At 70.6% G+C, this 24,793-nt stretch carries 21 protein-coding genes; 6 read left to right on the top strand and 15 right to left on the bottom strand.

Translation table 11 applies throughout. The features are described from left to right. Positions 1-8 precede the first annotated feature (8 nt). The gene (locus ACP7CD_RS15010; RefSeq protein ID WP_109244524.1) at positions 9-539 is read right to left on the bottom strand and encodes a GNAT family N-acetyltransferase; all 531 of its coding nucleotides are present in this window, start codon (positions 537-539) and stop codon (positions 9-11) included. Between the two features lie 17 nt (positions 540-556). Here ACP7CD_RS15010 and ACP7CD_RS15005 point away from each other — a divergent pair, with 17 nt between their 5' ends. Then, complete coding sequence (locus ACP7CD_RS15005; protein WP_336650686.1) at positions 557-709, top strand: tyrosine-type recombinase/integrase; 153 nt, start codon at positions 557-559, stop codon at positions 707-709. Between the two features lie 302 nt (positions 710-1,011). On the opposite strand, the gene ACP7CD_RS15000 is transcribed toward ACP7CD_RS15005, so the two are convergent. After that, a complete protein-coding gene (locus ACP7CD_RS15000) occupies positions 1,012-1,830 on the bottom strand; it encodes a shikimate 5-dehydrogenase (protein WP_336650687.1) in 819 nt (272 codons plus the stop codon). A 99-nt stretch (positions 1,831-1,929) separates the two neighbouring features. Here ACP7CD_RS15000 and ACP7CD_RS14995 point away from each other — a divergent pair, with 99 nt between their 5' ends. Then, on the top strand, positions 1,930-2,913 hold the full coding sequence (locus tag ACP7CD_RS14995; RefSeq protein WP_336650190.1) for a hypothetical protein: 984 nt from the start codon (positions 1,930-1,932) through the stop codon (positions 2,911-2,913). Positions 2,914-3,117: 204 nt separating this feature from the next. Here the strand turns inward: ACP7CD_RS14995 and ACP7CD_RS14990 are convergent, their stop codons facing one another. Together ACP7CD_RS14990 and ACP7CD_RS14985 are read right to left on the bottom strand one after the other, a co-directional pair. After that, the gene (locus ACP7CD_RS14990; RefSeq protein ID WP_426120539.1) at positions 3,118-4,029 is read right to left on the bottom strand and encodes a DUF1963 domain-containing protein; all 912 of its coding nucleotides are present in this window, start codon (positions 4,027-4,029) and stop codon (positions 3,118-3,120) included. A 101-nt stretch (positions 4,030-4,130) separates the two neighbouring features. After that, positions 4,131-5,417 carry a hypothetical protein gene (locus ACP7CD_RS14985; RefSeq protein WP_058874194.1) on the bottom strand — a complete coding sequence of 429 codons (1,287 nt, stop codon included), beginning with the start codon at positions 5,415-5,417 and terminating at the stop codon, positions 4,131-4,133. A gap of 587 nt (positions 5,418-6,004) precedes the next feature. Here ACP7CD_RS14985 and ACP7CD_RS14980 point away from each other — a divergent pair. Next, positions 6,005-6,310, top strand: a complete 306-nt coding sequence (locus ACP7CD_RS14980; protein ID WP_426120538.1) for a DUF4193 domain-containing protein — start codon at positions 6,005-6,007, stop codon at positions 6,308-6,310. A 281-nt stretch (positions 6,311-6,591) separates the two neighbouring features. Here the strand turns inward: ACP7CD_RS14980 and ACP7CD_RS14975 are convergent, their stop codons facing one another. Continuing rightward, on the bottom strand, positions 6,592-8,187 hold the full coding sequence (locus ACP7CD_RS14975) for a DASS family sodium-coupled anion symporter (protein ID WP_336650188.1): 1,596 nt from the start codon (positions 8,185-8,187) through the stop codon (positions 6,592-6,594). 362 nt (positions 8,188-8,549) lie between these two features. Here ACP7CD_RS14975 and ACP7CD_RS14970 point away from each other — a divergent pair, with 362 nt between their 5' ends. Beyond that, positions 8,550-9,596 carry a LysR family transcriptional regulator gene (locus ACP7CD_RS14970; RefSeq protein WP_426120537.1) on the top strand — a complete coding sequence of 349 codons (1,047 nt, stop codon included), beginning with the start codon at positions 8,550-8,552 and terminating at the stop codon, positions 9,594-9,596. Here ACP7CD_RS14970 and ACP7CD_RS14965 read toward each other — a convergent pair. Genes ACP7CD_RS14965 through ACP7CD_RS14950 form a run of 4 tightly spaced genes read right to left on the bottom strand, consistent with a single transcriptional unit; the run spans position 9,532 to position 15,092 of the window. After that, complete coding sequence (locus ACP7CD_RS14965; protein WP_176336964.1) at positions 9,532-11,889, bottom strand: glycoside hydrolase family 3 N-terminal domain-containing protein; 2,358 nt, start codon at positions 11,887-11,889, stop codon at positions 9,532-9,534. The two genes, ACP7CD_RS14970 and ACP7CD_RS14965, sit on opposite strands and share 65 nt — an antisense overlap. A gap of 29 nt (positions 11,890-11,918) precedes the next feature. Further along, positions 11,919-12,833: a carbohydrate ABC transporter permease gene (locus tag ACP7CD_RS14960; RefSeq protein ID WP_081615855.1), complete on the bottom strand. Its 915-nt coding sequence runs from the start codon at positions 12,831-12,833 to the stop codon at positions 11,919-11,921. A gap of 4 nt (positions 12,834-12,837) precedes the next feature. Continuing rightward, positions 12,838-13,743, bottom strand: a complete 906-nt coding sequence (locus tag ACP7CD_RS14955) for a carbohydrate ABC transporter permease (protein WP_017834650.1) — start codon at positions 13,741-13,743, stop codon at positions 12,838-12,840. Beyond that, a complete protein-coding gene (locus ACP7CD_RS14950; protein ID WP_081615857.1) occupies positions 13,743-15,092 on the bottom strand; it encodes an extracellular solute-binding protein in 1,350 nt (449 codons plus the stop codon). Before ACP7CD_RS14950 ends, ACP7CD_RS14955 begins: the two co-directional genes overlap by 1 nt. 192 nt (positions 15,093-15,284) lie before the next feature. On the opposite strand from ACP7CD_RS14950, the gene ACP7CD_RS14945 reads away from it, so the two are divergent. After that, complete coding sequence (locus ACP7CD_RS14945; protein WP_109268364.1) at positions 15,285-16,325, top strand: LacI family DNA-binding transcriptional regulator; 1,041 nt, start codon at positions 15,285-15,287, stop codon at positions 16,323-16,325. Here the strand turns inward: ACP7CD_RS14945 and ACP7CD_RS14940 are convergent. The 6 genes from ACP7CD_RS14940 to ACP7CD_RS14915 form a co-directional block, all read right to left on the bottom strand. Then, entirely contained in the window at positions 16,312-17,529 is a 1,218-nt protein-coding gene (locus ACP7CD_RS14940; protein WP_109268363.1) for an MFS transporter, read from the bottom strand. The genes ACP7CD_RS14945 and ACP7CD_RS14940 overlap by 14 nt on opposite strands. Positions 17,530-17,656: 127 nt before the next feature. Continuing rightward, positions 17,657-18,634, bottom strand: coding sequence for an AEC family transporter (locus ACP7CD_RS14935; RefSeq protein WP_095650251.1), 978 nt, complete (start codon positions 18,632-18,634; stop codon positions 17,657-17,659). Positions 18,635-18,653: 19 nt separating this feature from the next. Then, positions 18,654-19,982, bottom strand: a complete 1,329-nt coding sequence (locus ACP7CD_RS14930) for an enolase C-terminal domain-like protein (RefSeq protein WP_095650252.1) — start codon at positions 19,980-19,982, stop codon at positions 18,654-18,656. Further along, positions 19,979-21,604 (bottom strand): aldehyde dehydrogenase (NADP(+)), encoded by a 1,626-nt coding sequence (locus ACP7CD_RS14925; protein ID WP_426120536.1) that lies wholly within the window; start codon positions 21,602-21,604, stop codon positions 19,979-19,981. Before ACP7CD_RS14925 ends, ACP7CD_RS14930 begins: the two co-directional genes overlap by 4 nt. A 49-nt stretch (positions 21,605-21,653) precedes the next feature. After that, positions 21,654-22,601, bottom strand: coding sequence for a 5-dehydro-4-deoxyglucarate dehydratase (gene kdgD, locus ACP7CD_RS14920; RefSeq protein WP_284562873.1), 948 nt, complete (start codon positions 22,599-22,601; stop codon positions 21,654-21,656). Between the two features lie 132 nt (positions 22,602-22,733). Next, positions 22,734-23,618 carry a LysR family transcriptional regulator gene (locus tag ACP7CD_RS14915; protein WP_017834658.1) on the bottom strand — a complete coding sequence of 295 codons (885 nt, stop codon included), beginning with the start codon at positions 23,616-23,618 and terminating at the stop codon, positions 22,734-22,736. Positions 23,619-23,781: 163 nt separating this feature from the next. Here ACP7CD_RS14915 and ACP7CD_RS14910 point away from each other — a divergent pair, with 163 nt between their 5' ends. Then, the gene (locus tag ACP7CD_RS14910) at positions 23,782-24,783 is read left to right on the top strand and encodes a Bug family tripartite tricarboxylate transporter substrate binding protein (protein ID WP_017834659.1); all 1,002 of its coding nucleotides are present in this window, start codon (positions 23,782-23,784) and stop codon (positions 24,781-24,783) included. Positions 24,784-24,793: the final 10 nt, after the last annotated feature.

Below are 24,793 nucleotides of genomic sequence, written 5' to 3'. Positions count from 1 at the left end.
GGTGCCTGTTATGGGTTCCAGGCCATGACGCCATCGGCTGCACGTCCGGGGACGTCGACGAAGCCCTCCGCCGCATAGAGCTTCTTGGCGTAGTTGTCGGCCTCCACCGACAGGCTGAGCCGGGGCACCCCTCGAGCTCGCGCGTCGTCCTGCACCCGGCGCAGGAGCGCCCTGCCCACTCCCCGGCCACGCCAGTCGCCCCGCACCCACAGGCTCACCTCCGGGGTGTCCTCGGCGAGGAATCCGTAACCAGGATCATCCGGGGGCAGGAATTGGGCCCAGACAACGCCGATGGCGCCCTTCCCGACTTCGGCCACCCAACCGAAGTCGCCGCGCTGGGGATCAACGACCGTGTAGTGGGCGAACTCCGACCGCGTGCGCACATCGGCCGCTATGAACCGCTGCCCGCACCAGTTGAGGTTCCCGAGCGTGGCCGCGGCCAGCAACGCGTTCTCCGCTGCCATCAACGGTCGCAAGGAGAAGTCATGGAGCACGGGGTCATCGTAGGGCCGCAACCAGATGCCGAACCTCAACTGCATCATCATTCCCGCGGGCAATGTCCGGTAGCACCGCAGCCACCCTGATGCTCACCGAAGGCTGGGACGTGAAGGTCGTTGCCCAGCTGCTGGGTCACGCTTCGGTGACCACCACCTCCAAGTACCTCGACGAACGGGACTGCCGCACGAATAGGTCATCCGAGCTGGGTTGATGGCCTATACCAGCCATATGTAAAGCGGCGGGTCTCGAGTTGCTGCCGCATCCCCAGTCCATGGTCGAACCAGTAACTCTTCGGGCCTTCCTTGTCCTGCGGCTGCGCCCGAGACCGCAGTCCCTCGGTCGGTTACGGCTGCTGGTGCGTGTCCAGGAGGCGTTGCTGGTAGGCCGGGAGCAGGGCGGGGTAGTCGTCGGGTTCGAAGTCGATCGCGGCGACGTCCCGCCCGTGTCGGCTCACTTTGAGTTTGACGGGGATCGGCGAGGAGTAGGTGGCGGTCTCGGTTAAGCGGGGCTGGCCTACTCTGCCCGGACGAATTCTTCGGCGTCCTGCACCTGCTGGTCTGTGGGGCGGATACCCGTGTACAGCACGAACTGCTCAAGCGCCTGGATGGTGGCCACCTCCGCACCGGTGATGACCTTTTTGCCCGCCGCCCTGCCGGCTCTGATTAGCGGCGTTTCCGGCGGTAAGGCCACCACGTCGAACACCACCTCGGCGGCTTCAACGGCCGCGGCCGGAAAGGACAGAGAGTCCGCTTCGGCGCCGCCTGCCATGCCGATGGGTGTGACGTTGATGATCATGTCGGCGGTGGCACCGTCCAGCTCGGGTCGCCACCTGAAGCCGTAGAGGTCAGCGAGGGCACTTCCTGCGGCCTCGTTTCGGGCAATGATGGTGACGTCGCCAAAGCCCGCGTCGCGCAGCGCAGCGGCAGTGGCCTTGGCCATGCCGCCGGCTCCCTGCAGCAGCACCGAGGAGTCGGTGGGCACGTCGTTGCGTTCCAGTAGCTGCTCGATCGCCGTGTAGTCGGTGTTGTAGGCAGTGAGGTGGCCGGCGTCGTTGACGATGGTGTTCACCGAATCGATCGCCTTCGCGGACGGATCCATCTCGTCGACCAAGGCGATGACGTCCTCCTTGTACGGCATGGAGATGGCGCAGCCGCGGATGCCCAGTCCGCGGACACCGGCGATGGCCTGCTCCAGGTTGGTGGGGGCGAAGGCCTTGTAGATCCAGTTCAGCCCGAGCTGTTCGTAGAGGTGGTTGTGGAAGCGGGTCCCGTTGTTGCTCGGTCGGGCCGAGAGCGAGATGCACATGGTCATGTCTTTATTCAGAATCGGCACCCCTCCATTAAATGGTCAAGTCAGTAGGGAACCCGGGTGCACGGCGTTCATCGGCGCCTCAACCGCACTGCAGGAAGCGCCGAGGAGTCCCGCTCCGGCATGATCACCTCGACAAGAGTTCGTGCAGGGCGGTGTCGTGTCTTGACGCTGTGGGACTTTCGCATCTGCAAATATTGGGCAATGACATCATCAGGACCTCCCAGGGAGGGATCACAGCAAATCCCGTCCCACCAGACGCCACAACCCTTCCCCGCTCATTTTGACCAGGGGGCGTCCACCCAGATGCTTCCGCCTCCGCAGACCAAGGCGAAAAAGCAGTCGAACGTTGTGGGGCTCATCGCGCTGATCACAGCAGTGCTCGGCTTCATTTTCGCCTGCATCCCCGGCGCCCTCATCGTCGGCTGGATTCTGCTGCCGATTGCCTTTGTTCTGGGTCTCGTTTCCCTGTTCCTCAAGGACAAGTCCAAATGGATGGGCATCACCGCTGTGATTCTCTCGATCGTGGGCACGATTGTCGGAGTCGTCGTGTTCTTGACCGTCGTCGCCACCTCTTTCGATGAGGCGTTCGACAGCGGGAACACCACCGTCGTCGAACCGTCTGATGACGCGGTTGCCGATGATGGTGCAGCCGAGGGAGACGCGGCCGCCGAAGCCGGAACGCGTGGGAACCCCTACCCGATCGGCTCGGTGATCGAATCCGACGATTGGCGCGTCGTCGTCAACTCCGTCACCCTCGCCGCCACGGACGCCGTTGTCTCTGCCAATGAATTCAACGAGCCGCCTGCCGAGGGCTCGGAGTACATGCTCATCAACTACTCCGCGACCTATCTGGGCGATGACCCAGAGGGGCAGATGCCGGCTTTCGTCGCAGTCGAGTACGTGACAGCAGACAGCACGACGGTCAACAGCTTCGACAACGCCGTCGTCGCACCGGAGGCGATCGATACCATCAGCACGCTCTACACGGATGGCACGGCAACAGGCAATGCGGCCTTTGAAGTGCCGACCACGACGGCTGACCAAGGCGTTCTCGCCGTCACCCCTGGCATGCTCGGAGATAAGGTATTCGTCGACGTGCAGTAGCACCCGCAGGAGAGTAGTAAAGCCCTCGGTGATTTACCGGGGGCTTTGCTACACCGGGAAGCCGTTCTTGCCCTGCTCGGAAGGGCATGTTTAGTGTCCGATAGCTGGCCATATGTAAAGCAAAGTCGACCTCAGCGGCTGCGGCGGCGCCAGAAGCACGTCCGGGCGCGGAGCCGATCCCCTGACGACGCTCGTGGAGGTGGTTCAGTCGGTGCGGATCAGGCACCACGCCTGGTCGAAGCGGCGGGCTTCGAGGTCGGTGGTGCGCATCCAGACCTCGAGGCTTCCGGCGTCGCCGAACCACCCCTCCAGGGCCGTCCAGCTCTCCAGGTCCAGGACCAGACGGTGCTCGTCACCGGGAGTATTCAGCGGCAGCACCTCGGCGAGCAGGGCCCGGGCGTTGATCTCCCCGTGCTGACTGTGGCCGTAGACGTGACTGACCGGCACCGGGTACCCCTCGGTGGAGCCGGTGCGCTGAGCCAGCCATGCCCTTTGCAGGACCTCTTCGAGCGCTTCGGCGGTCTCGAAGTCCTCCTGCGGCCCGCCGGCGGCGTCAGCGGCGGGGGGCAGAGTGAATCCCGGCAGGGCCATCACGAGCTGGCAGGCCGGGGCCGGGACCTCGACATCGGCCGGGGGCTCCACCAAGGTGGTACGGTCCGGCTCGGCCACCCAGCGCACCGACCACGCGCCCGCGTCCCGGTCGCCGGTCTCGTCGCCGAAGGAGCGCAGGTCGTGGAAGACCTCCAGCACCCCGGTGGTGGGCAGGCCTTCGCGCAGCCCCGGCCAGGCGGCCTTGCCCTGGGCGTCGAGCACCCCGGCCGTGTCCGCCAGGTCAAGGGTGAGGACATGGGCCAGGGCCGTGCCATCGGCCGCCCGGGGCCACTGCTCCAGGGGCGCTGCGGCGGGCCCGCCCAGCCAGCTGACCCATCCCCCGGTGCTCCACAGCTCGGTCAGCTCCTCATCGCCGGGGGCGAAGGACTGCTCGCTGAGCACCGGGGAGAACGCCACCTGCTCCAGCAACCGGTCCGCGCCGGTAGGCCTGTTCTGCAACCAGGCTTGGATCTGGCCGAAGGGTCCATGCAGGGGCGCCTCGACGGCGCCACGCTTTTTGGCCATGACCGTCCTCTCTTCACGGGGGGTGGGGAAATCGTAACGGCGGGCGGGTCGGCAGCAGCCCAGCGACGCTGCTGCCGGCCCGCCCGGATGGTGAGGGGCGCTCAGATGCGCACACCGCAGTGGCGTAGCAGGTTCACCCCGATCTGGTGCTGCTTGGAAAAGCCCTGGGCGTGCACCCACTGGCGCATGGTCTGACTGCTCGAGGCGTTGACGCCGAAGGACCGCACGCCCTTACGGGCCATCCAGGAGTTCACGCACCTCTGATGCACCTGAGTGGGGATCTGCACGAGGTTGTTCCGGTTGTGGATCGCCCGAGGATCCCAACCGCGATTTCTGATGGTGGACTGCTCCACCACGTGGTGCCACTGGTAATTGGCCCGCGGCGCCCCGACGGCGTTCTTGAACGAGGCGAACGAGCGGTAGCCGCCCCGGGTGGTGTAGGCCACCCCCGCCCGGATGGTCTGGGTGGCGAAGGCTCGGATGGCGTGCGGAGCCAGGGCCCGGGCGGCCGCGCCCAGGGCGATGGCCACCAGCGGCAGCGGATCCGAGACCACCGGGAAGACCGCATCGGTGGTGTCTACGACCTGGACCAGGTCCGTGCCCTGGACCTCGAAGCGGGTGGGCAGGGCCTGCCCACCGGCGTCCACCGCCCAGGGGGCTTGGAAGACCCCCACCAGGCTCTGCCCCTCCGGCAGCTCATCGCCGGCCGGGCCGAGCATTTCCGCGGGAGCGGTGTTGGCCGCCACGTCCTCGGCATCGATTTCGGCGGGATCCGGCAGCACCGACGCCAGGTCCACGGCCGCGACGTCGGCGGCGGTGACGCCATCGGCCACAGCGGTGGACTCCTGGGCGAGGGCGACCTCACCGGTGGGCAGTTCCATCAGCTGCACACCGTCCGGCAATCCCACCGCGTAGGAGTACTCATGCACGGCGGTGTCGCTGTAGGCCTCCTCCGCCACGGTCAGCACTCGCGCCGATCCGTCCTCGACGTTCTGGACCTCGGCGTGCAGATGGGGTGACTCCCCCGGATAGACCAGGGTTCCGTGATCCGTCAGCTGCGGGTCTGCGGTGGTGTCTACCGGCAGGGACAACTCGACCTCCAAACCGGCCCCCACCATGGCCGTCACCGTGGCTCCGTCGACGGCCACGGTGCCATCGGCTGCGGTGAAGCCTTCCCCGGTCGCCGCGAAGGCCTCCAGGGGCAACATTTGATCCGCCGCGGCCACTGCCTCAGTGGTGCTCGTTGTGACTTCCTGGGCCGCGGCCACGGCCTCCTCGGCCTGCGCCGGGCCCCCACCTACCGTGAGCACCAGCGCAGCAATCGCACCACCCGCCACGCACCCCTTGAACCTGCCCCACCGCGCCATCACGAGCTCCTCGTCTCCCACCCAAAAGTCCATTTGCAAAAACAAATGACTGTGAACGGGATGAAGCCTATAGCCGGCATGACAGGCGCGGCAGAACCTGCTGGGGCGGGTCCTTCCGCCTCAGCGAAGGCCTCACGTGACGGGTGTCCGGTCAGTGCCTGACCTCCGGATCTGCATGCCCGCGAGGGATCGGGCGATGCCCCGGGACGGAGGATCGCCGCTAGTGGGAACTGAACTCCCGAAGCGCTTCCCCCTGAAGCTGTTGCTGCACAGCCTGGCAACGGTGACATGGCGCAATCTGCAGAGCCCTCGAAGAAATCCCTTCACGAGGATGCCGACAGACCCGATGGAGGCAGTCACCGGCAACCACCACCACCGATCTGTCCCCTGAAACGGGGACCGCCTGCCGGCACCACTCCCGCCCAGTCCACCGATGACGCCCGTGGTCACCTGCAGTGCGTCGGCGAGCATGGCCGACGCCAGTTCAACGGCCGCTTCGCGACCACTGCGAGGTGGCAGGGGTTTGCCCACCGCACGGATGCACTATGGTCCTTCCGTGCAGGGCAGCCCTGCACAGCAACGCCTTTCCCAGGAGGACGCACCACATCATGGCCACCGACTACGACGCTCCGCGCACTCGCCCCGAGGACGAGCCGGCCAACGAGTCCCTGGAAGCGATCCAGGTCCAGCGCAGCGCCGCCACCCAGACCGCGGTCATCGACGCCGAGGACTTCGACACCGCCGAGGGCATCGACCTGCCCGGGGCGGACCTCTCGCACGAAGAACTCACCGTGGCCGTCATCCCCGAGCAGGTCGACGAGTTCACCTGCGGGGCCTGCTTCCTGGTCCGCCACCGCTCCCAGCTCGCCCGCACGAGCGCGGGCACCAGCTACTGCACCGACTGCGAGGGCTGAGGCGCGGCGCACACCCCCACGGATAACCCGACAGATCAGGGATGGACCCACGCAATCGCCTGTCGCAATCAGCGCTCCTGCAGGCAACCGCTAACCGGCCATATGTAAAGCAAAAAGTGCCGCTACCTTCCCCAGGGCAGGGCACGCGGTGGCTGTTGGGGTTCGTGGGGTCCTGGGCACGGAAAACCTTTGAGGCCCCACCGTCATGGTGGGGCCTCAAGGATCCGTCCTCTGGCGAATTCGATACCGTCTGGCGCCACCCTCGGCAAGTGGATGGTGTGTTATCCGCCGATGCCAACGAGGGCGATCATCACCGGGACGATGCTGACGATCAGGGCCACCCCGAGGATGTCGAAGACGATGCCGGTGCGGATCATGCGGGTGATCGGCACGGCCCCGGTGCCGTAGACGATGGCGTTCTGCGGGGTCGACACGGGGAGCATGAACCCGAAGGACGCGGCGAAGGTCGCGGCCATGGCGGGCACGAACGGGTCCACGCCCATGGCCTGGCACAGCGGGATCACGATCGGGACGATCACCGCCGCCGAGGCGGTGTTGGAGGTCGTCTCCGAGATGAGGACCGCGAGCACGGCGGAGAACACGGTGATCGCCACGACGTTGGTGATGTTGAGGTTCTCCGAGGCCCCGGTGCCGATGGTCTCGGCCAGACCGGTGTCGGCCAGCAGGGAGCCGAAGATGATGCCGGTGCCGAAGAGGATGATCGTGCCCCAGTCGATCTTCGCCGCGTCCGACCAGGTCAGCGTGGCCTCCCGCTTCTTCCAGTTGGTGGGGAGGATGAACAGCAGGGAGGCGCCCAGCACCGCGACGATGCCTTCGTCCAGGCGGTCGTCGAGGAAGATGTAGGCCGCGGACTCGGTACCGGCGAACAGGCTCACGAAGGCCGGCAGCAGCCACAGGGTGACGGTCAGACCGAAGGCGATCAGGGTGTTCTTCTCCGCCCGGGACATCGACCCCTGGGCCGCACGGTGCTCCCGGATGTAGTCCTCCACACCTTCGATGCGGCGGATCTCGGGCTTGTTAAGCAGGAACATCACGATCGCCAGCACCACGAACATGGCCGCGCAGATCGGGAAGGCCACGGCCATCCACTGGGCGAAGGAGATCCGGGTGCCGGTGGCCTCCTCGATCAGGCCGCGGCCGATGAGGTTGGGCGGGGAGCCGACCGGGGTGAGCAGCCCGCCCACGGACGCGCCGTAGGCGAGCATCAGCAGCAGGGCCGCCCCGACGCGCAGGCGCAGCGGGTCGAAGTCGGCCTTGACCACACCCTTGTCCTGCATCATCTGGGCGATCACGGCCAGGATGCCCAGGGCGGTGGGCATCAGCATGGCCACGGTGGCGGTGTTGGAGACGAAGGCCGAGAGGATGCAGGTGATCACGCCGAAGGCGATGATGATCCGGTAGGTGGACTTCCCCACCCCGGGGATGGAGAGCACGGCCAGGGCCAGGCGCTGGGCGATGCCGTGCTTGAGCATCGCCGCGGCGAGGATGAAGGCGCCGATGAAGGTGAAGATCGTGGTGGAGCCGAACGGGGCGAGCACGTCCCCGGCCGGGGCGACGCCGAGAATGACCACGGCGGCCACGCCGATCAGCCCGCCGACCGGGATGGGTACCGGCTCGCAGATCCAGAGAATGATCACGCCCAGCAGCACGGCGGCCAGCGTCTGCTGGGTCGGGTCCAGGTTCAGGGGCAGGAGCGCGAAGAGGATCGCCACCGCCGGGGCGAGGAACAGCCCGGTGGTCTGGCGGCCGCGTTCGAACTTCTCCTCCCGCGGGGACAGGGTCTGCTCGCTGAGGCTGCGGAAGGTCTTGCCGCCCAGCAGGGCAGCACGCACGTCGGTGCGAGGTACGGCACTCATAGTGCCGGCGGAGACAGGTTGCTGGGTTTGCACGGTCCAGGTCCTTTCCATCGGTGGAATGGACTCACCATGCGCCCGTGACTTGCATCACGTCCAAGGCCCGTTATCTACTACGCCAATAGGGAAAACCAATGGGTTGGTGGGTTATAGCCTCGTGTGGTGGCCGCTGGGCCGCGGACCTTCCGGAGCTCATGACCCCGGGTGCCACCCCAGGAAGGGTTCAAGGGGAACAGAGCCCCCAGGGCTGACGCGCACCCCGGGGCGCGGGTGCGGTGGCCCAGACGGCAATGGCCCACCCGAATCACCCTCCGGTGGGGCGCGGACCTCGAGGCCCCCGTGATCCACAAGAAGGGAAAGCAGACATGGATGTCCGGCAGCTGAAATATTTCCTGGCGGTGGTGGACCACGGCGGGTTCACCCGGGCGGCCGAGCAGCTGATCATCGCCCAACCCTCGCTGTCCCAGACGATCAAGGGCCTGGAGCGGGAGCTGGGGGTCTCGCTGTTCCACCGGATCGGCCGGCGGGTGGTGCTCAGCGAGGCCGGTCAGGAGCTGGTGGGCCCGGCCCGGGTGGTGGTCCGTGATCTCGACACGGCCCGGGCGGCCATCGATGATCTGCGCGGGGTGCGCAGCGGCCGCCTGGAGGTGATCGCCATGCCTTCCCCGGGGATCGAGCCGCTCACGTCGATGATCGACGCCTACGCGCAGTCCCATCCGGCCGTGACGGTCAGCGTGGACGCTGCCTTCACCCCCGAGCAGGTGACCGAAGCGGTGCGCACCGGCAGCGCGGAGATCGGAGTCCTCGGCGCCGACAGTCCATTCCGCTCCGCGGAGGTCGAGGTGATGCACCTGGAACAGCAGCCGCTGGTGCTGATCGTCAACCCCGACGCCGACGACTTCGGCGACGGCGAGGCCATCGGCCGGCAGGCCTTGGAGGGCCACCGGGTGGTGGCCTCCCAGCGGGGCTCGCTGATGCGCTGGCTCGTCGACGACGCCCTGGCCGGCGGGGTGCAGGTGCAGATCGCCGCCGAGGTCGCCCACCGCACCTCCGTGCTGCCGCTGGTACTGGCCGGGGTCGGGCACGCGGTGATGCCCTCGTCCTGGACCCCGCTGGCGCGGGCCACGGGACTGCGGGTGCTGAGGATCGAGCCGACCACGGTGCTGCACGTGGCCGTGCTCAGCCGGCCCTCGGACCTGACCCCGGCCGCCCGGGCCTTCCTGGACATCGCCGCCCGGCACACGGTCGGGGGGGGGGGGGGGGGGGGGGGGGGGGGGGGGGCGGGCGGGGGGGGGCGGGGGGGGGGGGGGGGGGGCGCCCCCCCCCCGGCCCCCCCCCGCCCCGGGCTCAGGAGGCGTCGGCGGACGCGGCGAGCGCGCGGTCGGCGACGCGGACCTCGACGGGGGTCGTGAGGACGCGGTCGGCGTCCTCCACGTCCCGGACCGTGCCGGTGACCGTGAACCGGCCCTCGAGGGGCAGGTCCTCGCTGGAGGTGCCGGCGCGCAGGACGAACTCGCCCGGCTCCACGATCAGGCGCACGGCCCGGCCCGTGAACGAGGTGCGGTCGGCGTGGACGGAGAAGACCACGCGGGCGCTCTGCCCGGCCTCCAGCGCGATCTTGGCGAAGCCGACGAGCATCTTCAGCGGCCGGACGACCTGGGCGACGGGGTCGCTCAGGTACAGCTGGACGACCTCCTGGCCGGCCCGGCCGGAGGTGTTGGTCACGGTGACCGCGGCCTCCACGGTGCCGTCGGTGCCGATCTCGGCCGCGGACAGCTCGAGCGCGTCGTAGGAGAAGCTCGAGTAGCCGATGCCGTGGCCGAACGGGTACAGCGGCCGGGGGTCCAGGTTGGAGACGCCCTCCGAGTATCCGCCCAGGGCGGGGGTCAGGTAGGTGCCGGGCTGCCCGCCCACGTGCCGGGGGATCCCCACGGGCAGCCGCCCGGAGGGGTTCACCCGCCCGGAGAGCACTCCGGCGACGGCGTGCCCGCCCTCCTCGCCGGGCATGAAGGCCTGCACCACGGCCGCGCAGCGGTCGTCGAACGCGCCGAGGCTGTAGGGGCGGCCCGTCACGAGCACGAGGACCACCGGGGTGCCCGTGGCGAGCACGGCCTCGACGAGCTCGGCCTGCCGGCCGGGCAGGGACAGGTCCACGACGTCGCAGCCCTCGCCGGAGGTGCCCGTGCCGAAGAGCCCGGCGAGGTCGCCCACGGTGACGACCGCGAGGTCGGCCTCCTCGGCCGCGGCCACGGCCTCGGCGATGCCGCTGGTGTCGGGGTCGGTGAAGTCGACGCCGCGGGCGTGCCGGAAGGTGGTCCCCCCGTCCGCGAACTCCTCGGCGAGGGCGTCGACGATCGAGGTGATCTCGATGCCGGTGCCGGACTCCCCGAAGCGGGACAGGACGTGGTTGGTGAAGCTGTAGCAGCCGAGGAACGCGCGGGGCTGCCCGGCGCTGGGGCCGATGACCGCGACCTTCCGGGCGGTGTCGCGGGCCAGCGGCAGGACGCCCTCGTTCTTGAGCAGGACGACGGACTCCTCGGCCATGCGCCGGGCGAGCCGGCGGTTCGCCGGGGAGTCGAGGTCGACGGCCCCGCCCGCGGTGCCGGGGTCGAAGCCCGGATCCAGCAGGCCCAGCTCGACCTTCTGCGTCAGCACCCGCCGCACCGCGCGGTCGAGCAGGGACTCGTCGAGCGCGCCGTCGCGCACGGCGCCGGCGAGGTCCGCGAAGCAGCCGGTCTCGGGCAGCTCCACGTCCATCCCGGCCGCGAGCGACTGGACGCCGGCGTCGCGGGGGTCCGCGGCGACGTGGTGCATGGACTCCAGGAAGCTCACGGCCCAGTAGTCGGAGACGACCGTGCCCTCGAAGCCCCAGGTCTCCCGCAGGAGGGTGGTGAGCAGCTCGGGGTCGGCGACGGGCGGGACGCCGTCGACGTCCGCGTAGGAGTTCATCACCGCGCCGGCCTGCCCGAGCTTGACGGCCATCTCGAAGGGCACGAGGACGACGTCGCGGAACTCGCGCGGTCCGATCGAGACGGGGGCGTGGTTGCGCCCGGCGCGGGAGGTGGAGTAGCCCGCGAAGTGCTTCAGGGTGGCGATCACGCCGGCCTCCTGCAGCCCCCGGACGTACTCGGTGGTCAGGGTGCCCACGAGGTAGGGGTCCTCGCCGACGGTCTCCTCGACGCGGCCCCAGCGGTAGTCGCGGACGACGTCGAGCACGGGGGAGAGGCCGAGGTGGACGCCCACGCCCTTCATGTCGGCGCCGATGTGCCGGGCCATGGTGCGGACCAGCTCGGGGTCGAAGGCGGCGCCCCAGGCGATCGCGGCCGGGTAGCAGGTGGCCCCCAGGGTGGTGAACCCGGTGAGGCACTCCTCGTGGGCGATGGCCGGGATCCCGAGCCGGGAGGTCTCCACGACCTGGCGCTGCAGGGTGCGCAGGTGCTCCACCCCGTCCGCGGCCGAGATCGGCGCGCTGCCGAAGGCCCGGGTGATGTGGCCGAGACCGTGCGCGATCGCGGCCTCGAAGGTCGAGCGGTCGTCGGCGAAGGCGGACTCCATGGGGGCCGCGCCGCCCGTGGCCTCCTCCGGGTCGGGGCGCAGCCAGTAGCTGCCGAGCTGACCGGCCTTCTCCTCGAGGCTCAGCTCCTGCAGCAGGGCGTCGACGCGTTCGGCGACGGGGCGGGCGGGGTCTTTCCAGGGTGCTGTCATGGGGGTGTTCTTTCTGCTCGGTGGGCGCGTCACTTGCCGAAGCCGGCGGTGAGCCCGGCGACGAGGTGCCGGCGCCCGAAGACGTAGAGGACGAGGATCGGCAGCGCCGAGAGGACGACGGCGGCCAGGACGGCGGGGATGTCGGCCTGGAACTCCCCCTGGTAGGTCCACAGGGACAGGGGCAGCGTGCGCTTCGCGGAGCTCTGCGTGAGGATCAGCGGGAACAGGAAGTTGTTCCAGCTGTTGAGGGCGTTGTAGACGCCCACGGTGGTGATGGCGGGCAGGCTCAGCGGCAGCACGAGCGTGCGGAAGACCTTCCAGTCGCCGGCGCCGTCGAGGGTCATGGACTCGTAGAGCTCGTTGGGGATGTCCCGCATGAAGTTCGTCAGGATCAGGACCGTGATCGGGATCCCGGACGCGATCCCGGGCAGGATCAGGGCGGCCAGGGTGTCGTAGAGGCCGAGCTGGACGATGATCAGGTAGATCGGGATGATCGTCGCCTGGATCGGGATGGCGATGCCCAGCAGGAACAGCCGGTTCGAGAACACGGCCAGCCCGCTCCGGCTGCGCACGATCACGTAGGACGCGAGCAGGGACAGGAAGACGATCCCGGCCACCGTGAACACGACCACGACCACGCTGTTGAGGAAGTACTGGACGAACTGGTTCTGCAGGACCGTGGCGTACGGCGCGAACGTCGGGGACGAGGGCAGCAGCGGGTTCGTGGAGTAGTAGTCCTCGCGGGGCTTCAGGCTCGTGATGGCGATGTAGTAGATCGGGATGATGATCGCGCCCAGCCACAGCCAGCCGCCGACGGCCGCCGGGATGTTCGGGAGCCCCCGGCGCCGGCGGGCGGGACGGGCGGCCGCCGGCCGGGCGTCCGGGCGGGGCGCGCCCCCGGGCCGCGTGCGCACGGGAGGGGTGTCCGTGGTTCGTGTGCTCATGGGACTACGCACCTTCCGCCTGGCTCTCCATCTTTTCGGCCCCGGTGAGCCGTTGCAGGCCGAGGGCGAGGGTGAGCCCCACGGCGACGAGGATGACCGCCAGGACACTGGCCTCGCCCATCTGGTTGCTGCGGAATCCGGTCAGGTACATGTCCAGGGGCAGGATCCGGGTCGCGGTGCCCGGCCCGCCCCCGGTGAGGGCGAAGACGAGGTCGAAGTAGGTCAGGGAGCCGACCAGCATCAGCGTGGAGGACGTCACGATGGTGTACTTCAGCTGCGGCAGCGTGATCGAGAAGAACTGCCGCACCGTGCCCGCGCCGTCGATGGTGGCGGCCTCGTACATGGTCCGCGGGATCTGCCGGACCCCCGCCTGGTAGAGCAGCGAGTGGAAGGGGATGAAGGACCACGAGATGACGACGACGACGACATAGAACGCCAGGCTCCCGTCACCCAGCCAGTCCTGCCGCAGCAGCGCCGCGTCGAACGCCCGCGACAGCCCGAAGTTCGGGTCGAGCAGGGCCTTGAAGGCGATGCCGATCGCCGCGGCCGAGAAGAGCATCGGCAGGAAGTACAGGACGGAGAGGAACTCCCGGTACCGCTGGCGGCCGGCCATGAACACGCCGAGCAGCAGACTCAGCGGGAACTGCACGGCGTAGCTCAGCAGCGTGAGCTGGACCGTCAGCACCATCGCCTGCCGCGAGACCGGGTTCTCGAGCACGGACACCCAGTTCTCGCCCCCGGTCCACTGCGGGGTGCCCAGGCCGTCCCACTCCATGAAGGACAGCACCAGGACGCCCAGCAGCGGACCGATCGCGAAGATGCCGAAGAAGACCAGGGCGGGCGCCAGCATCCAGTTGCTGGGGCCGGCGCCCGCCCGGGCCCTCCGCCGGGTGGAGGAGCGCACGAGCATCAGAGCGTCCCGTTCATCGCGGTCTGGAACTCCTCGGGGCTCATCTCGCCGGCGAAGACCTGGCTGAGGTTGGTCAGCAGGGCCTGTCCCTGGTCGGCCGGGAGCGCCTGGTCCCAGGAGAGCTGGAAGTTCGGCGCGTCCTGGACCATCGAGTAGGCGAAGTCGAGGTACTCCGGGTGCTCGGTCTCGGCGATCCTGTCCTCCACGCCGTCCACGGCGGGGATCAGCCCGGCGTCGAAGAGCGTGTCGACCGCGGCGTCGTCGAGGTTCATGTCGTCGAGGTACTCGAGGGCCGTGGCCTGCTCCTCCTCGGACGCGTCCGCGGACACGGCCCAGAAGTTCGCCGGGTTGCCCACGATGTTCTGCGGGTCGCCCTGTCCGCCCTCGATCTCGGGGAACGTGGTGTAGCCCAGGTTGCCCTCGGCGGTCCACTCGGGGGCGTCGGTGAGGAAGCTGGAGTAGACCCAGCTGCCGTGCAGCATCATGGCCGCCTGGTCGGTGTGCACGAGCGCCACGTCGGCGCCCGCGTCGGCCACCACGGATCCGTAGGCGTCGCCGAAGCCGCCGGCCTCGACGAGCTCCTGGATCTTCTCCAGGGCCTGGGTGATCGCCGGGTGCGACCACGCGTCCTCCTCGCCGTCCACGACGGCCTGGAACACCTCGGGCCCGCCGATCCGGTCGGTGAGGTACTGGATCCACATCAGGTACGGCCACTGGCTGGAGCCGGCCACGGAGATCGGCGTGACGCCCTCGGCCTTGAAGGCCTCCACGGCGTCCAGCATCTCCTCCCACGTGGTGGGGACCTCGACGCCGGCCTCCTCGAAGAGCTTGGTGTTGTAGTACAGGATGACGGGCTGGGTGTTGTTGTTCGGGACGGCGTAGAGCTTCCCGTCCACCTTGCCGGTCTCCAGCACGGAGTCGAGGGCGCGCTCCTCCATCTCGGGGATCTCCCCGGTCAGCTCCACCACGCTGCCGTTCTCGACGTAGCTCTCCAGGGTGTCGCCGCCCCAGTTGTAGATCAGGGTCGGCGCGTTGCCGGAGCCGACGCTGGTGCGGATCTTCTCCTTGAAGGCGTCGTTCGCGAAGTACTCGGCGGTGATCGGGCTGTCGCCGTTGGCGTCGTTCCACGCCTGGAAGGAGCTGCGGAACGTCTCCTCGGCGCCGCCGGTCAGTGTCCAGGCGCTGGCGCCGCCCTCGCCGCCCCCGCCGCCGGGCTGGGCCCCGGCGCTGCACCCGGCCAGGGTCAGGGCCGCGGCGCCCACGAGCGCGATGCGGGACAGCGAGCGGGGGGAGAAGGGGCCCCGGTGCGCGCCGGCGGGCGCGGGGCGGAGGCTGCGGTGGGTGGTCATGGCGTTCTCCTCGTCGTCGAGCAATGCATTGCGCCCACGAAACTTTTCGTATAGCGTTTCGTTGCGAGAAGAGTAAGTGGCCTGTTTCACACCCGTCAACCCCCTGGTGTGACCGGGGCCACTGCGGCGAAGTGCGTCGAAACGTTTCGCCGTGCGCCCGTGACCCGCCCGCGTCCGAGGAGATCGTCCCGCATGAAGAGAACCACGCTGAGCCAGGTGGCCGCCCAGGCCGGCGTCTCCAAGGGCACGGTCTCCAAGGTGCTCAACGGACGCCCCGACGTGGGGGAGGACACGCGGGAGCGGGTCCGGGCCGCGGTCGCCGACCTCGGCTACACGGGCTCGGCCGCCCGCCGGCCCCGGACGGCCATCGTGCTCGTCTTCGACACCCTCGAGAGCAACTACTCCCTCCAGGTGATGGCCGGCGCCGTGGACGCCTGCGGCCGCGCCGAGGCCGACCTCATGCTGAGCACGCTGCCGAGCCTGGAGCAGGGCGACGTCTCCCCGTTCTCCGAGGACTGGTTCGCCCGCTGCGGCCGCACGGGCGAGACCGCGGTCATCGCCGTGACCACCCCGCTGACCGCGGAGCAGGTGGCCGCCGCGGCCCACGCGCAGGTCCCGCTGGTGGCCATCGACCCCGTGAACAGCCTGCCGTCCACGGTTCCCAGCATCGGCTCCACCAACTGGGCCGGCGGGCACGAGGCCACCACCCACCTCCTGGGGCTCGGGCACCGCCGGATCGGCCACCTCAGCGGCGCCGGGGGCTCGGTCCCGGCGCGCGAGCGCCTGGCCGGCTACCGCAGCGCCCTGGAGGACGCCGGGGTGCCGCACGACCCCGGGCTCGTGACGGGCGGCGGGTTCAGCTACGAGGCGGGCTTCGCCGGCGCCCAGGAGCTGCTCGAGCTCGAGGATCCGCCCACGGCCCTGTTCGCGGCCTCCGACGAGGCCGCCCTCGGCGCCTTCGAGGCCGCCCGGCAGGCGGGGCTGCGGGTGCCCGAGGACCTCAGCGTGGTCGGCTTCGACGACACGCTGCTCGCGCGCTGGGCCTCGCCCAAGCTGACCACGGTGCGCCAGCCCCTGCACGCCATGGGCGAGATGGCCGTCGAGCGCGCGATCACCCTGCTGGCCGGCGGGTCCCGCCGGGTCCACCCGCTCCAGCTCCAGACCTCGCTCGTCGAGCGCTCCTCCACCGCCGCGCCCCGGGGCGCGGCGGACGGGGTGGTCACTCCCGGATGAGGCGGGCCCGGCCGGCCTGCCAGCCGAAGACCGCCGCGAGCGTGCCGACCGCCGCGAACATGACGCCCGCCGCGGCGAAGCCCCCGGTCCAGTGCAGCAGCTGCCCCACCAGGAAGGTGCCCGAGGAGCCCACGCCGTAGCCGACGCCCTGCATCATGCCCGAGAGCCGCACCGCCATGTGGCTGCTGCGGGTCCGCAGCGCGATCATCGTCAGGGCCACGGCGGTGAGGCTGCCCTGGCCCAGCCCCAGCAGCCCGGTCCAGACCCAGATCAGCTGGAGGGGCCCGAAGATCGAGAGCACGAAGCCGCCGCCGGCCATGAGGGCCACCGCGGCGTTGAGCACCCGCTGGTCGGCCATCCGCGCGGCCAGGACCGGGGCGAAGAGCGAGCCCGTCATCTGGAGCAGGATGGACACGGCCACGATCAGCCCGGCGGCGGCACCGTCGATCCCGCGGTCCCGCAGGATGGGGGCGAGCCACGCGAAGACGCTGAAGGACATCATCGCCTGGAAGACCATGAACAGGGTGATCTGCCAGGCCACCGGCGAGCGCCAGGGGCCGGGCCCGTCGGTCCCTGGCGGCGGGGGGCCGGGCGCCCGGCGGCGGAGCGCCACCGGCACGAGCAGCGCCACCACCACGGCCGCGGGCACCGCCCACACCGCCAGGGAGCCCCGCCAGGAGCCCGTGGCCTGGAACACCGGGTAGGTGAGGCCCGCGCCGAGGGCGGCGGACGCGCAGATCGCGGTGGTGTAGAGCCCGCTCATCAGGCCGATCCGGTGGGCGAAGTCCCGCTTGACGATGGACGGCAGCAGCACGTTGCCCAGGGCGATCGCGGCGCCGCACGCGACCGTCCCCGCGAGCAGCAGCGGCAGGGCGCTCGCCCCGGGCAGGGGCAGCCCGCGGGCCACCAGGCCCAGGGTCAGGACCACCATCGCGCCCAGCAGCACGTTCTCGGACCCGAACCGGCGGGCCAGGCGCGGCGCGAACGGCGCGAAGACGCCGAGCAGCGTCACCGGGGCGGTGGTCAGCACGGTGACCGCCCACCCGGGGAGGCCGGCGGCCGCGGTGATCTCCGGGAGGATCGCGGAGAAGCTGGAGAAGACCGTGCGCAGGTTCAGGCCCACCAGGACCACGCACACGGCGAGGTAGACGAGCGCCCGGCGGGACGTGGGGGCGCTCGGCGGATCGGCGCTCGGGCTCGGCACGGGGAGGTCTCCTCGGGGCTGGCGGGCAGGCCGGCCCCGCGAGGGGCGGCCCGGACAGGCTCCACGGTACTGCGACAGCGCTCCGACCCCGTGCAGCGCCGGTGCCGTGCACGCGGGGCGCCCCGGGTCAGTGCAGGAGCAGGCCGGCGAGGAGGACGGCCGGGAAGGAGAGGAACGAGCTGAGGAGGATGATGTCGCGGGCGGCGTTGGCCGGCATCCGGAACTGGGACGAGAACAGGAACACGTTCTGGGCCGTGGGCAGGGCCGCCATGACGACCACGCCCAGCAGCTCGGTGCCGCCCAGGCCGAACCCGAACCTGCCGATCGCCCACGCCAGCACGGGCATCGCGACCACCTTGACCAGCGTCCCGCCGAGCACGTCCGGCACGAGCGCGCGGTTCCGGAACGGGCGCTGCCCGTGCAGTCCCATCCCGAACAGCAGGAGCAGCAGGGGGACGGACGCCTGGCCGAGCATCTCGAGGGGGGCCCACAGCACCTCGGGCACCTCCAGGCCGGTCGCGGAGAGCAGCACTCCGGCCGCGGTGCCGACCGTGACGGGGTTCGCCACCGACCGCACGATCGTGCGGCCGGTCGAGGTGCTCGTCCGCCCGGGGGCCGCCGTCCGGATTGCCGCTCCCGGACCGGCACGGCGCGACGGGCGGGTGGCCCAGGAGAACACGAGCAGATAGAGCGGGGCGATCACCAGCAGCTGGGCCAGCAGCACGGAGACCACGGGCGCGGCGCTGCCCACCGCGTAGAGCGCGATGGGCAGCCCGATGTTCCCGGCGTTCACGTAGGAGGAGGCCATGGCGCCGACCGCCGTGCGGGCCGCTCCCCGGCGCAGCACCAGGCCGCTGTACAGGGCGAAGAGCGCACCCGCCACCGCGGCGGTGGCGAGGGCGATCGGGGTGTAGACCCCGAGCACGGCCCCGAGGTCGGTGCCCGCCACGAGCACCACCATCAGCGCCGGATTGGTCAGGTAGTAGATGACGGGGGTGAGGCCCGCACGCATGGTGCGGGCCTCACCGGGCAGCAGCGCGGCGGTGGCGAAACCGACGGCCGTGAGCACGGCCACCACGCCGAAGCCCAGCAGCACCCCCGTCATCCGGCCGCTCCTCTCCGGCTCAGCGGACCAGGCAGGGGCGCTTCGGGTCGAAGCTCCAGCCCTCGATGAGGTACTGCATGGCCGCGGCGTCGTCGCGGGCGCCCAGCCCGTGCTCGAGGTAGAGCTCGTGGGCCTCCGCCAGGCGCTCGCGGTCCAGCTCCACGCCGAGGCCCGGGCTCGCGGGCACCCGGATCTCGCCGTCGCGGATGCGCAGCGGCTCCCGGGTGAGGCCCTGGCCGTCCTGCCAGATCCAGTGCGTGTCCAGCGCGGTGATCTCGCCCGGTGCCGCCGCACCCACGTGGGTGAACATGGCCAGGGAGATGTCGAAGTGGTTGTTGGAGTGGGAGCCCCACGTCAGCCCGAACTCGTGGCACAGCTGGGCCACGCGCACGGAACCGGCCATCGTCCAGAAGTGCGGGTCCGCCAGCGGGATGTCCACGGCGCCGGCACGCACCGCGTGGGACATCTCGCGCCAGTCGGTGGCGATCATGTTCGTCGCCGTCGGCAGGCCGGTGGCCCGCCGGAACTCCGCCATCACCTCGCGGCCGGAGAACCGGCCCTCGGCGCCGCACGGGTCCTCGGCGTAGGCGACCACGCCCTGCATCCGCCGGCCCAGCCGGACGGCCTCCTCGAGCAGCCAGCCGCCGTTGGGGTCGAGGGTGACCCGGGCCTCGGGGAACCGCTCCTTGATCGCCGTGACGGCGTCGACCTCGAGGTCGCCGGCCTGGACGCCGCCCTTGAGCTTGAAGTCCTTGAAGCCGTACCGCTCCCGGGAGGCCTCGGCCAGGCGCACGATGCCCTCGGGGGTCATCGCCTCCTCCCGGCGCACCCGCTCCCACTGGTCCGCGCCGTGGGGCTCGCGCAGGTACGGCAGGCCGGTGCTGTCCGGGTCGCCCACGAAGAACAGGTAGCCCAGCATGGGCACCGAGGCGCGCTGCTGCCCGTCGCCGAGCAGCTCGGCCACCGGCACGCCCAGGAACTGCCCGTGCAGGTCCAGGAGGGCGGACTCGATGCCGGTCACGGCGTGCACGGCGGTGCGCAGGTCGAAGGTCTGCAGGCCGCGCCCGCCGGCGTCCCGGTCCGCGAAGGCCGCGGCGACCCGGCGCAGCAGGGTGCGGAACAGCGCCACGGGCTGCCCCGCCAGCAGCCCGGCAGCCTCCTCGATCGTGGCGCGGATCGCCTCCCCGCCCGGGACCTCGCCCAGGCCGGTCCGCCCGTCGGAGTCCGTCACGATCACCACGTTGCGGGTGAAGAACGGCCCGTGGGCGCCGGAGAGGTTGAGCAGCATGGAGTCGTGCCCCGCGACGGGCACGACCTCGAGCCGTGCGACGGTGGGCTGGGCGCTCATGCGCGGTCTCCTTCCTGGGGGCCGGCCAGCTGGATGCGGCCGTCGACCCGGCGGTTGAGGTGCCACGGGTTGTCGTCCTGCACGGGCGCGGGCAGCAGGGCGGCGGGGATGTTCTGGTAGGCCACGGGGCGGAGGAACCTTTCGATCGCGAGCGTGCCCACCGAGGTGGTCCGCGAGTCGGAGGTCGCCGGGAACGGGCCGCCGTGGACCATCGCCTCGCCCACGTCCACGCCGGTCGGCCAGCCGTTGGCGAGGATCCGGCCCACCTTGCGCTCCAGCACCGGAAGCAGCGGGGCCGCGGTGGGGACGTCCTCCTCGGACAGGAACAGGCTCGCCGTCAGCTGGCCCTCCATCCGGGCCGCCGCGGCCACCAGCTCCTCCGCGGAGCCGTAGCGGATCGCCAGGGACGAGGCGCCGAAGATCTCCTCCTGCAGCACCGGGTTGGTGAGGAAGGCGGGGACCTGGGCGCCGAAGACCACGGGGGCGGGGGCGTTCTCGGTGGGGCCCTCCTTGCCGCGGGCCACGATCTCGACGTCCTCCTGGGAGCCCAGGGCGTCGATGCCCTCCCGGCAGGAGCGGGCGATGCCGGGGGTGAGCATGGTCGCGCCCTCGGCGTCGGCCAGCACGAGCCCGACGGCGGCCAGGAACGCGTCGCCGGCCTCTCCCTCGGGCACGAACAGCAGACCCGGGTTGGTGCACAGCTGCCCGGAGGAGCCCGTCAGGGAGGTGACGTAGGCGCGGGCGAACTCCTCGGCGTCACCGCGCAGGGCGGAGTCGAAGAGGAAGACGGGGTTGATGGAGCTCATCTCGGCGTACACCGGAATGGGCTCGGGACGGGCCGCAGCCGTGGCCATCAGCGCCGTGCCGGCGCCGCGGGACCCGGTGAACCCGACGGCCTTGATGGCCGGGTCCCTGACCAGGGCCTGGCCGATGCTCGCGCCGGGACCGTAGATCAGCGAGAACACCCCCGGGTGCAGGCCGCTCTCGCGGACCGCGTCCGTGAGGGCGCGGCCCACGATCTCTCCCGTGCCGGGGTGGGCGTTGTGCGCCTTGAAGACCACCGGGCAGCCGGCTGCCAGCGCGGAGGCGGTGTCGCCGCCGGCGGTGGAGAAGGCGAACGGGAAGTTGCTGGCCCCGAACACGGCCACCGGGCCCAGCGGGACCTTGCGCTGGCGCAGGTCCGGGCGGGGCAGGGGGGTGCGCTCCGGCAGGGGCGGCTCGATGCGCACGCCGCGGTGGTCGCCCTGCCGCACCACACGGGCGAACAGCCGCAGCTGCCCGGTGGTGCGCGCCAGCTCGCCCTGCAGGCGGGGCTTCGGCAGTCCGGTCTCGGTCGAGGCGCGGTCCACCAGCTCGGGGCCGGCGGCCTCGATGTTGGCGGCGATCTTCTCGAGGAAGCCCGCGTGGGTCTCGGGCTCGAGGCTGCTGAAGGACTCGAAGGCCTCTTCGGCGGCCGCGGTGGCCTGGGCGAGCTGGGCCTCGTCGACCAGGGAGTACGCGGGCTCGAGCTCGGCGTTGGTCGCCGGGTCGATGCCGTGGGTGGTGCCGCCGGTGCCGACGACCTGGCGGCCGGCGATGATCGAGTGGCCGGAGAGGGTGGTGGTCTGGGTGCTCACGGACATGGGTTTCCTTCGCTGTCTGTGCGTGCGGTCTCTTGGGGAGAGGCTGGTGTCAGGCCCGCTGCAGGGTGTCCGCCGGGGTGCCGGTGGGGAGGGCGTCGATGAGGGCGGTGAGGTCGGCGAGGTCGGTCTCGGTGAGGTCCTGGAGCGGGGGGCGGACCCCGCCGGCGTCCCGGCCCACGGCCTTGAGCCCGCCCTTGACGATGGAGACCCCGTAGCCCTTCACCCGGTCGCGGATCTCGATGTAGGGCAGCACGAACCGGTTGAGCTTGTCCGTGACGGCGGCCCGGTCCTGGGCGCGGACGTCGGCGTAGAACTCCAGGGCGAACTCGGGGACGAAGTTGTACATCGCCGAGGAGTAGGTGCTCATCCCCAGCTGCAGCAGGGGCAGGGCGAAGGTCTCCGCGGTGGGCAGCCCGCCCAGGTAGAACAGGCGGTCCCCGTTGGTGGCGTAGACCTTGGTGAGGTGCTCGATGTCGCCGACGCCGTCCTTGAAGCCGATGAAGTTCTCGTGCCGTTCGGCCAGCCGGGCGATCGTGGCGGCGGAGTAGATGGCGTTGGCCCGGTTGTAGGCGATGACCCCGAGGTCGGTGGCCTGGCAGACGGCCGAGGCGTGGGCGAGCAGGCCCTCCTGGTCGCACTCGGTGAGGTAGGGGGGCAGCAGCAGCAGGCCCTCGGCGCCGGCGGCGGCGGCGTCGGCGGCGTTGCGCACGGCCTGGGCGGTGTTGCCGGCCGCGGGGGCCAGCACGGGGACCCGGCCGGCGACCTCGTCAACGGCCGCGGCCACCACGGTGGCGGTCTCCTCGGGGGTGAGGGAGAAGCCCTCCCCGGTGCCGCCGGCGGCGAAGAGCCCGGCCACGGGGTAGGAGGCCTGCCAGGCCAGGTGCTGGCGGTAGGCGCTCTCGTCGAAGAGCAGGTCCTGGTCGAACGCGGTGACGGGGAAGGACAGCAGGCCGTCCTTGAGCTTTTCCGCCAGTTCCCGGGGAGTGTGTGTGGCCACGGTCGTCGTCCTTCGCATGGGTCGAGGTGAGGCGTTCTGCCTGTGAATCACGTCTCACCCTAGGGAGGACTTTTGATGCTGTCCAAGGCCGTTTTTGAATGGAGTCATGCACTGAGGGCATCGATGCTGTGCTCAGTGCGGCTGGGTGCGCAGGAGGTCGAGCAGGTGGTGCAGGGCGGGATTCTTCGAGGTGCGGTCCCACAGGGCGTGCAGCTCGACGGAGCCCGAGGAGCTGCTGGCCAGCCGGTGGTAGGACACGCCGTCGATGCCGAGCAGCCGGGCGGACTCCGGGACGAAGGCGATTCCTCGCCCCGCGGCCACGAGCGCCACCATGGTGAGGACCTGGCTGACGGTGTGGACGACGTTGCGGTGCTCCACCTCCACGAGCCGCACCACGTGGTCGTAGAAGTACCGCGCCTTGGTGGGGGAGTGCATGATCAGCGGGAGGTCCTTGAGGTCGGCCGACGTGACGGGCCGCCTGAGGGTGCTCAGCGGGTGGTCGGCCGGGGCGGCGACGTACAGGTCCTCGGCGAGCAGCAGCTGCGACTCGAAGAGCTCCGTGTCGAAGGGCGGGCGGGCGAGCCCGAGGTCGAGGTCGCCGTTCTCGAGCGCCTGCAGCTGCTCGCCGGTCACCAGTTCCTGCAGGTCGACGTCGACGTCCGGCAGCACCCGCTCGATCTCGCTGAGCAGCGGTCCCAGCAGGCTGAACCCGGAGGCCGCCGTGAAGCCGATCCGCAGCACCCCCGAGCGCCCGGCGGCGATCCGGCGCGCCAGCAGCGGCGCCCGGTCGGCGGCGACCACCAGCTTGCGGGCCTCGACCAGGAACGCCCGCCCGGCGGCCGTGAGCGCCACCCGGCGGTTGTCCCGCTCCAGGAGCTCGACCCCCACCGTCTTCTCGAGCTTCTGGATCTGGCGGCTCAGGGGAGGCTGCGTCATGTTGAGCCGCACGGCGGCGCGGCCGAAGTGCAGCTCCTCCGCGACGGCGATGAAGCTCCGTGCCTGATCGAGTGTGAACATCATGTCCTCCGGGTATTACTCAATGCACGAATTGGCTTGGACAGGCATCATCATCCCTCTTTAGGCTCGGGAACCGATCCGCTTGTGATGCCACTCACAGGGGTGCGGGTCCTCTCGCGCCCCGGTCGGGCGGTTCCGATCCCTCACCCCTTCAGGAGAACCCATGAAGAACACCTCGTTCCGCACGGCGCTCGTCGGCGTCACCGCAGCGACCTCGCTCCTCGCGCTCAGCGCGTGCGGCGGCAACGTCGGCGGGGGCAGCAGCGCCTCCGGGGCGGACTTCCCGACGGATCCCATCACCCTGACCGTCGGCCAGGCCGCCGGCGGATCCACCGACCTCATCGCCCGCGCCGTGTCCGACGCCGCCGCGGAGGACCTCGGGGTCCCGATGCCGGTCGTGAACAAGCCCGGAGCCAACGGCGCCCTCGCCACCCAGGAGGTCGCCGGCGCGTCCCCCGACGGCCAGAACCTGGTGCTGCTCAACGCCTCGCTGATCACCATCACGCCGCTGGCCGTGGGCGAGGAGGAGGCCGTGTCCCTGGACGACGTCGAGGTGCTCAAGGGCCTGTCCCAGGACGACTACGTGATGGTCGCGAGCAAGGAGTCCGGCTTGGAGTCCCTCGAGGACGTGCAGGGCGCCTCGGGCTCGTTCAGCTACGGCACCACCGGCGTGGGCACCGGCTCCCAGCTGGCCCAGACCGTGCTGTTCGCGCAGGCCGACATCACCGGCACCGAGGTGCCCTTCGACTCCGGCTCCCCGGCGCTGACCGCCGTGCTCGGCGACCAGGTGCAGGTCGCCACCGTCCAGCTGGGCGAGGCCAAGCCGCAGATCGACGCCGGCGAGGTGACGCCGATCGTGGTGTTCTCCGAGGAGCGCAACGAGTTCCTGCCCGACGTGCCCACCGCCGTCGAGTCCGGCTACGACGTCCCCGTCTCCCAGTACCGGGCGGTGGCCGCTCCCGAGGGGCTCCCGGACGACGTCAAGGCGCGGCTGGTCGAGGCCTTCGACGCCGCCGTGCAGTCGGAGGCCTACCAGGACTTCAACGAGCAGAACCTGCTCACCCCGTGGGAGGTCTCCGGCGAGGAGGTCGAGGCGGAGTGGACCGAGCTCGCCGAGCGCTACGAGCAGCTCGTCGAGGAGCACGACATCTCCCTCGCCGAGTAGGGACCGGCGC

This window comes from Kocuria sp. LHG3120 (assembly GCF_049897445.1).
Taxonomy (GTDB): Bacteria; Actinomycetota; Actinomycetes; order Actinomycetales; family Micrococcaceae; genus Kocuria; species Kocuria rosea.
Note: the sequence above shows the minus strand (reverse complement) of the source record. Positions and strands in the feature narration are given on the sequence as shown.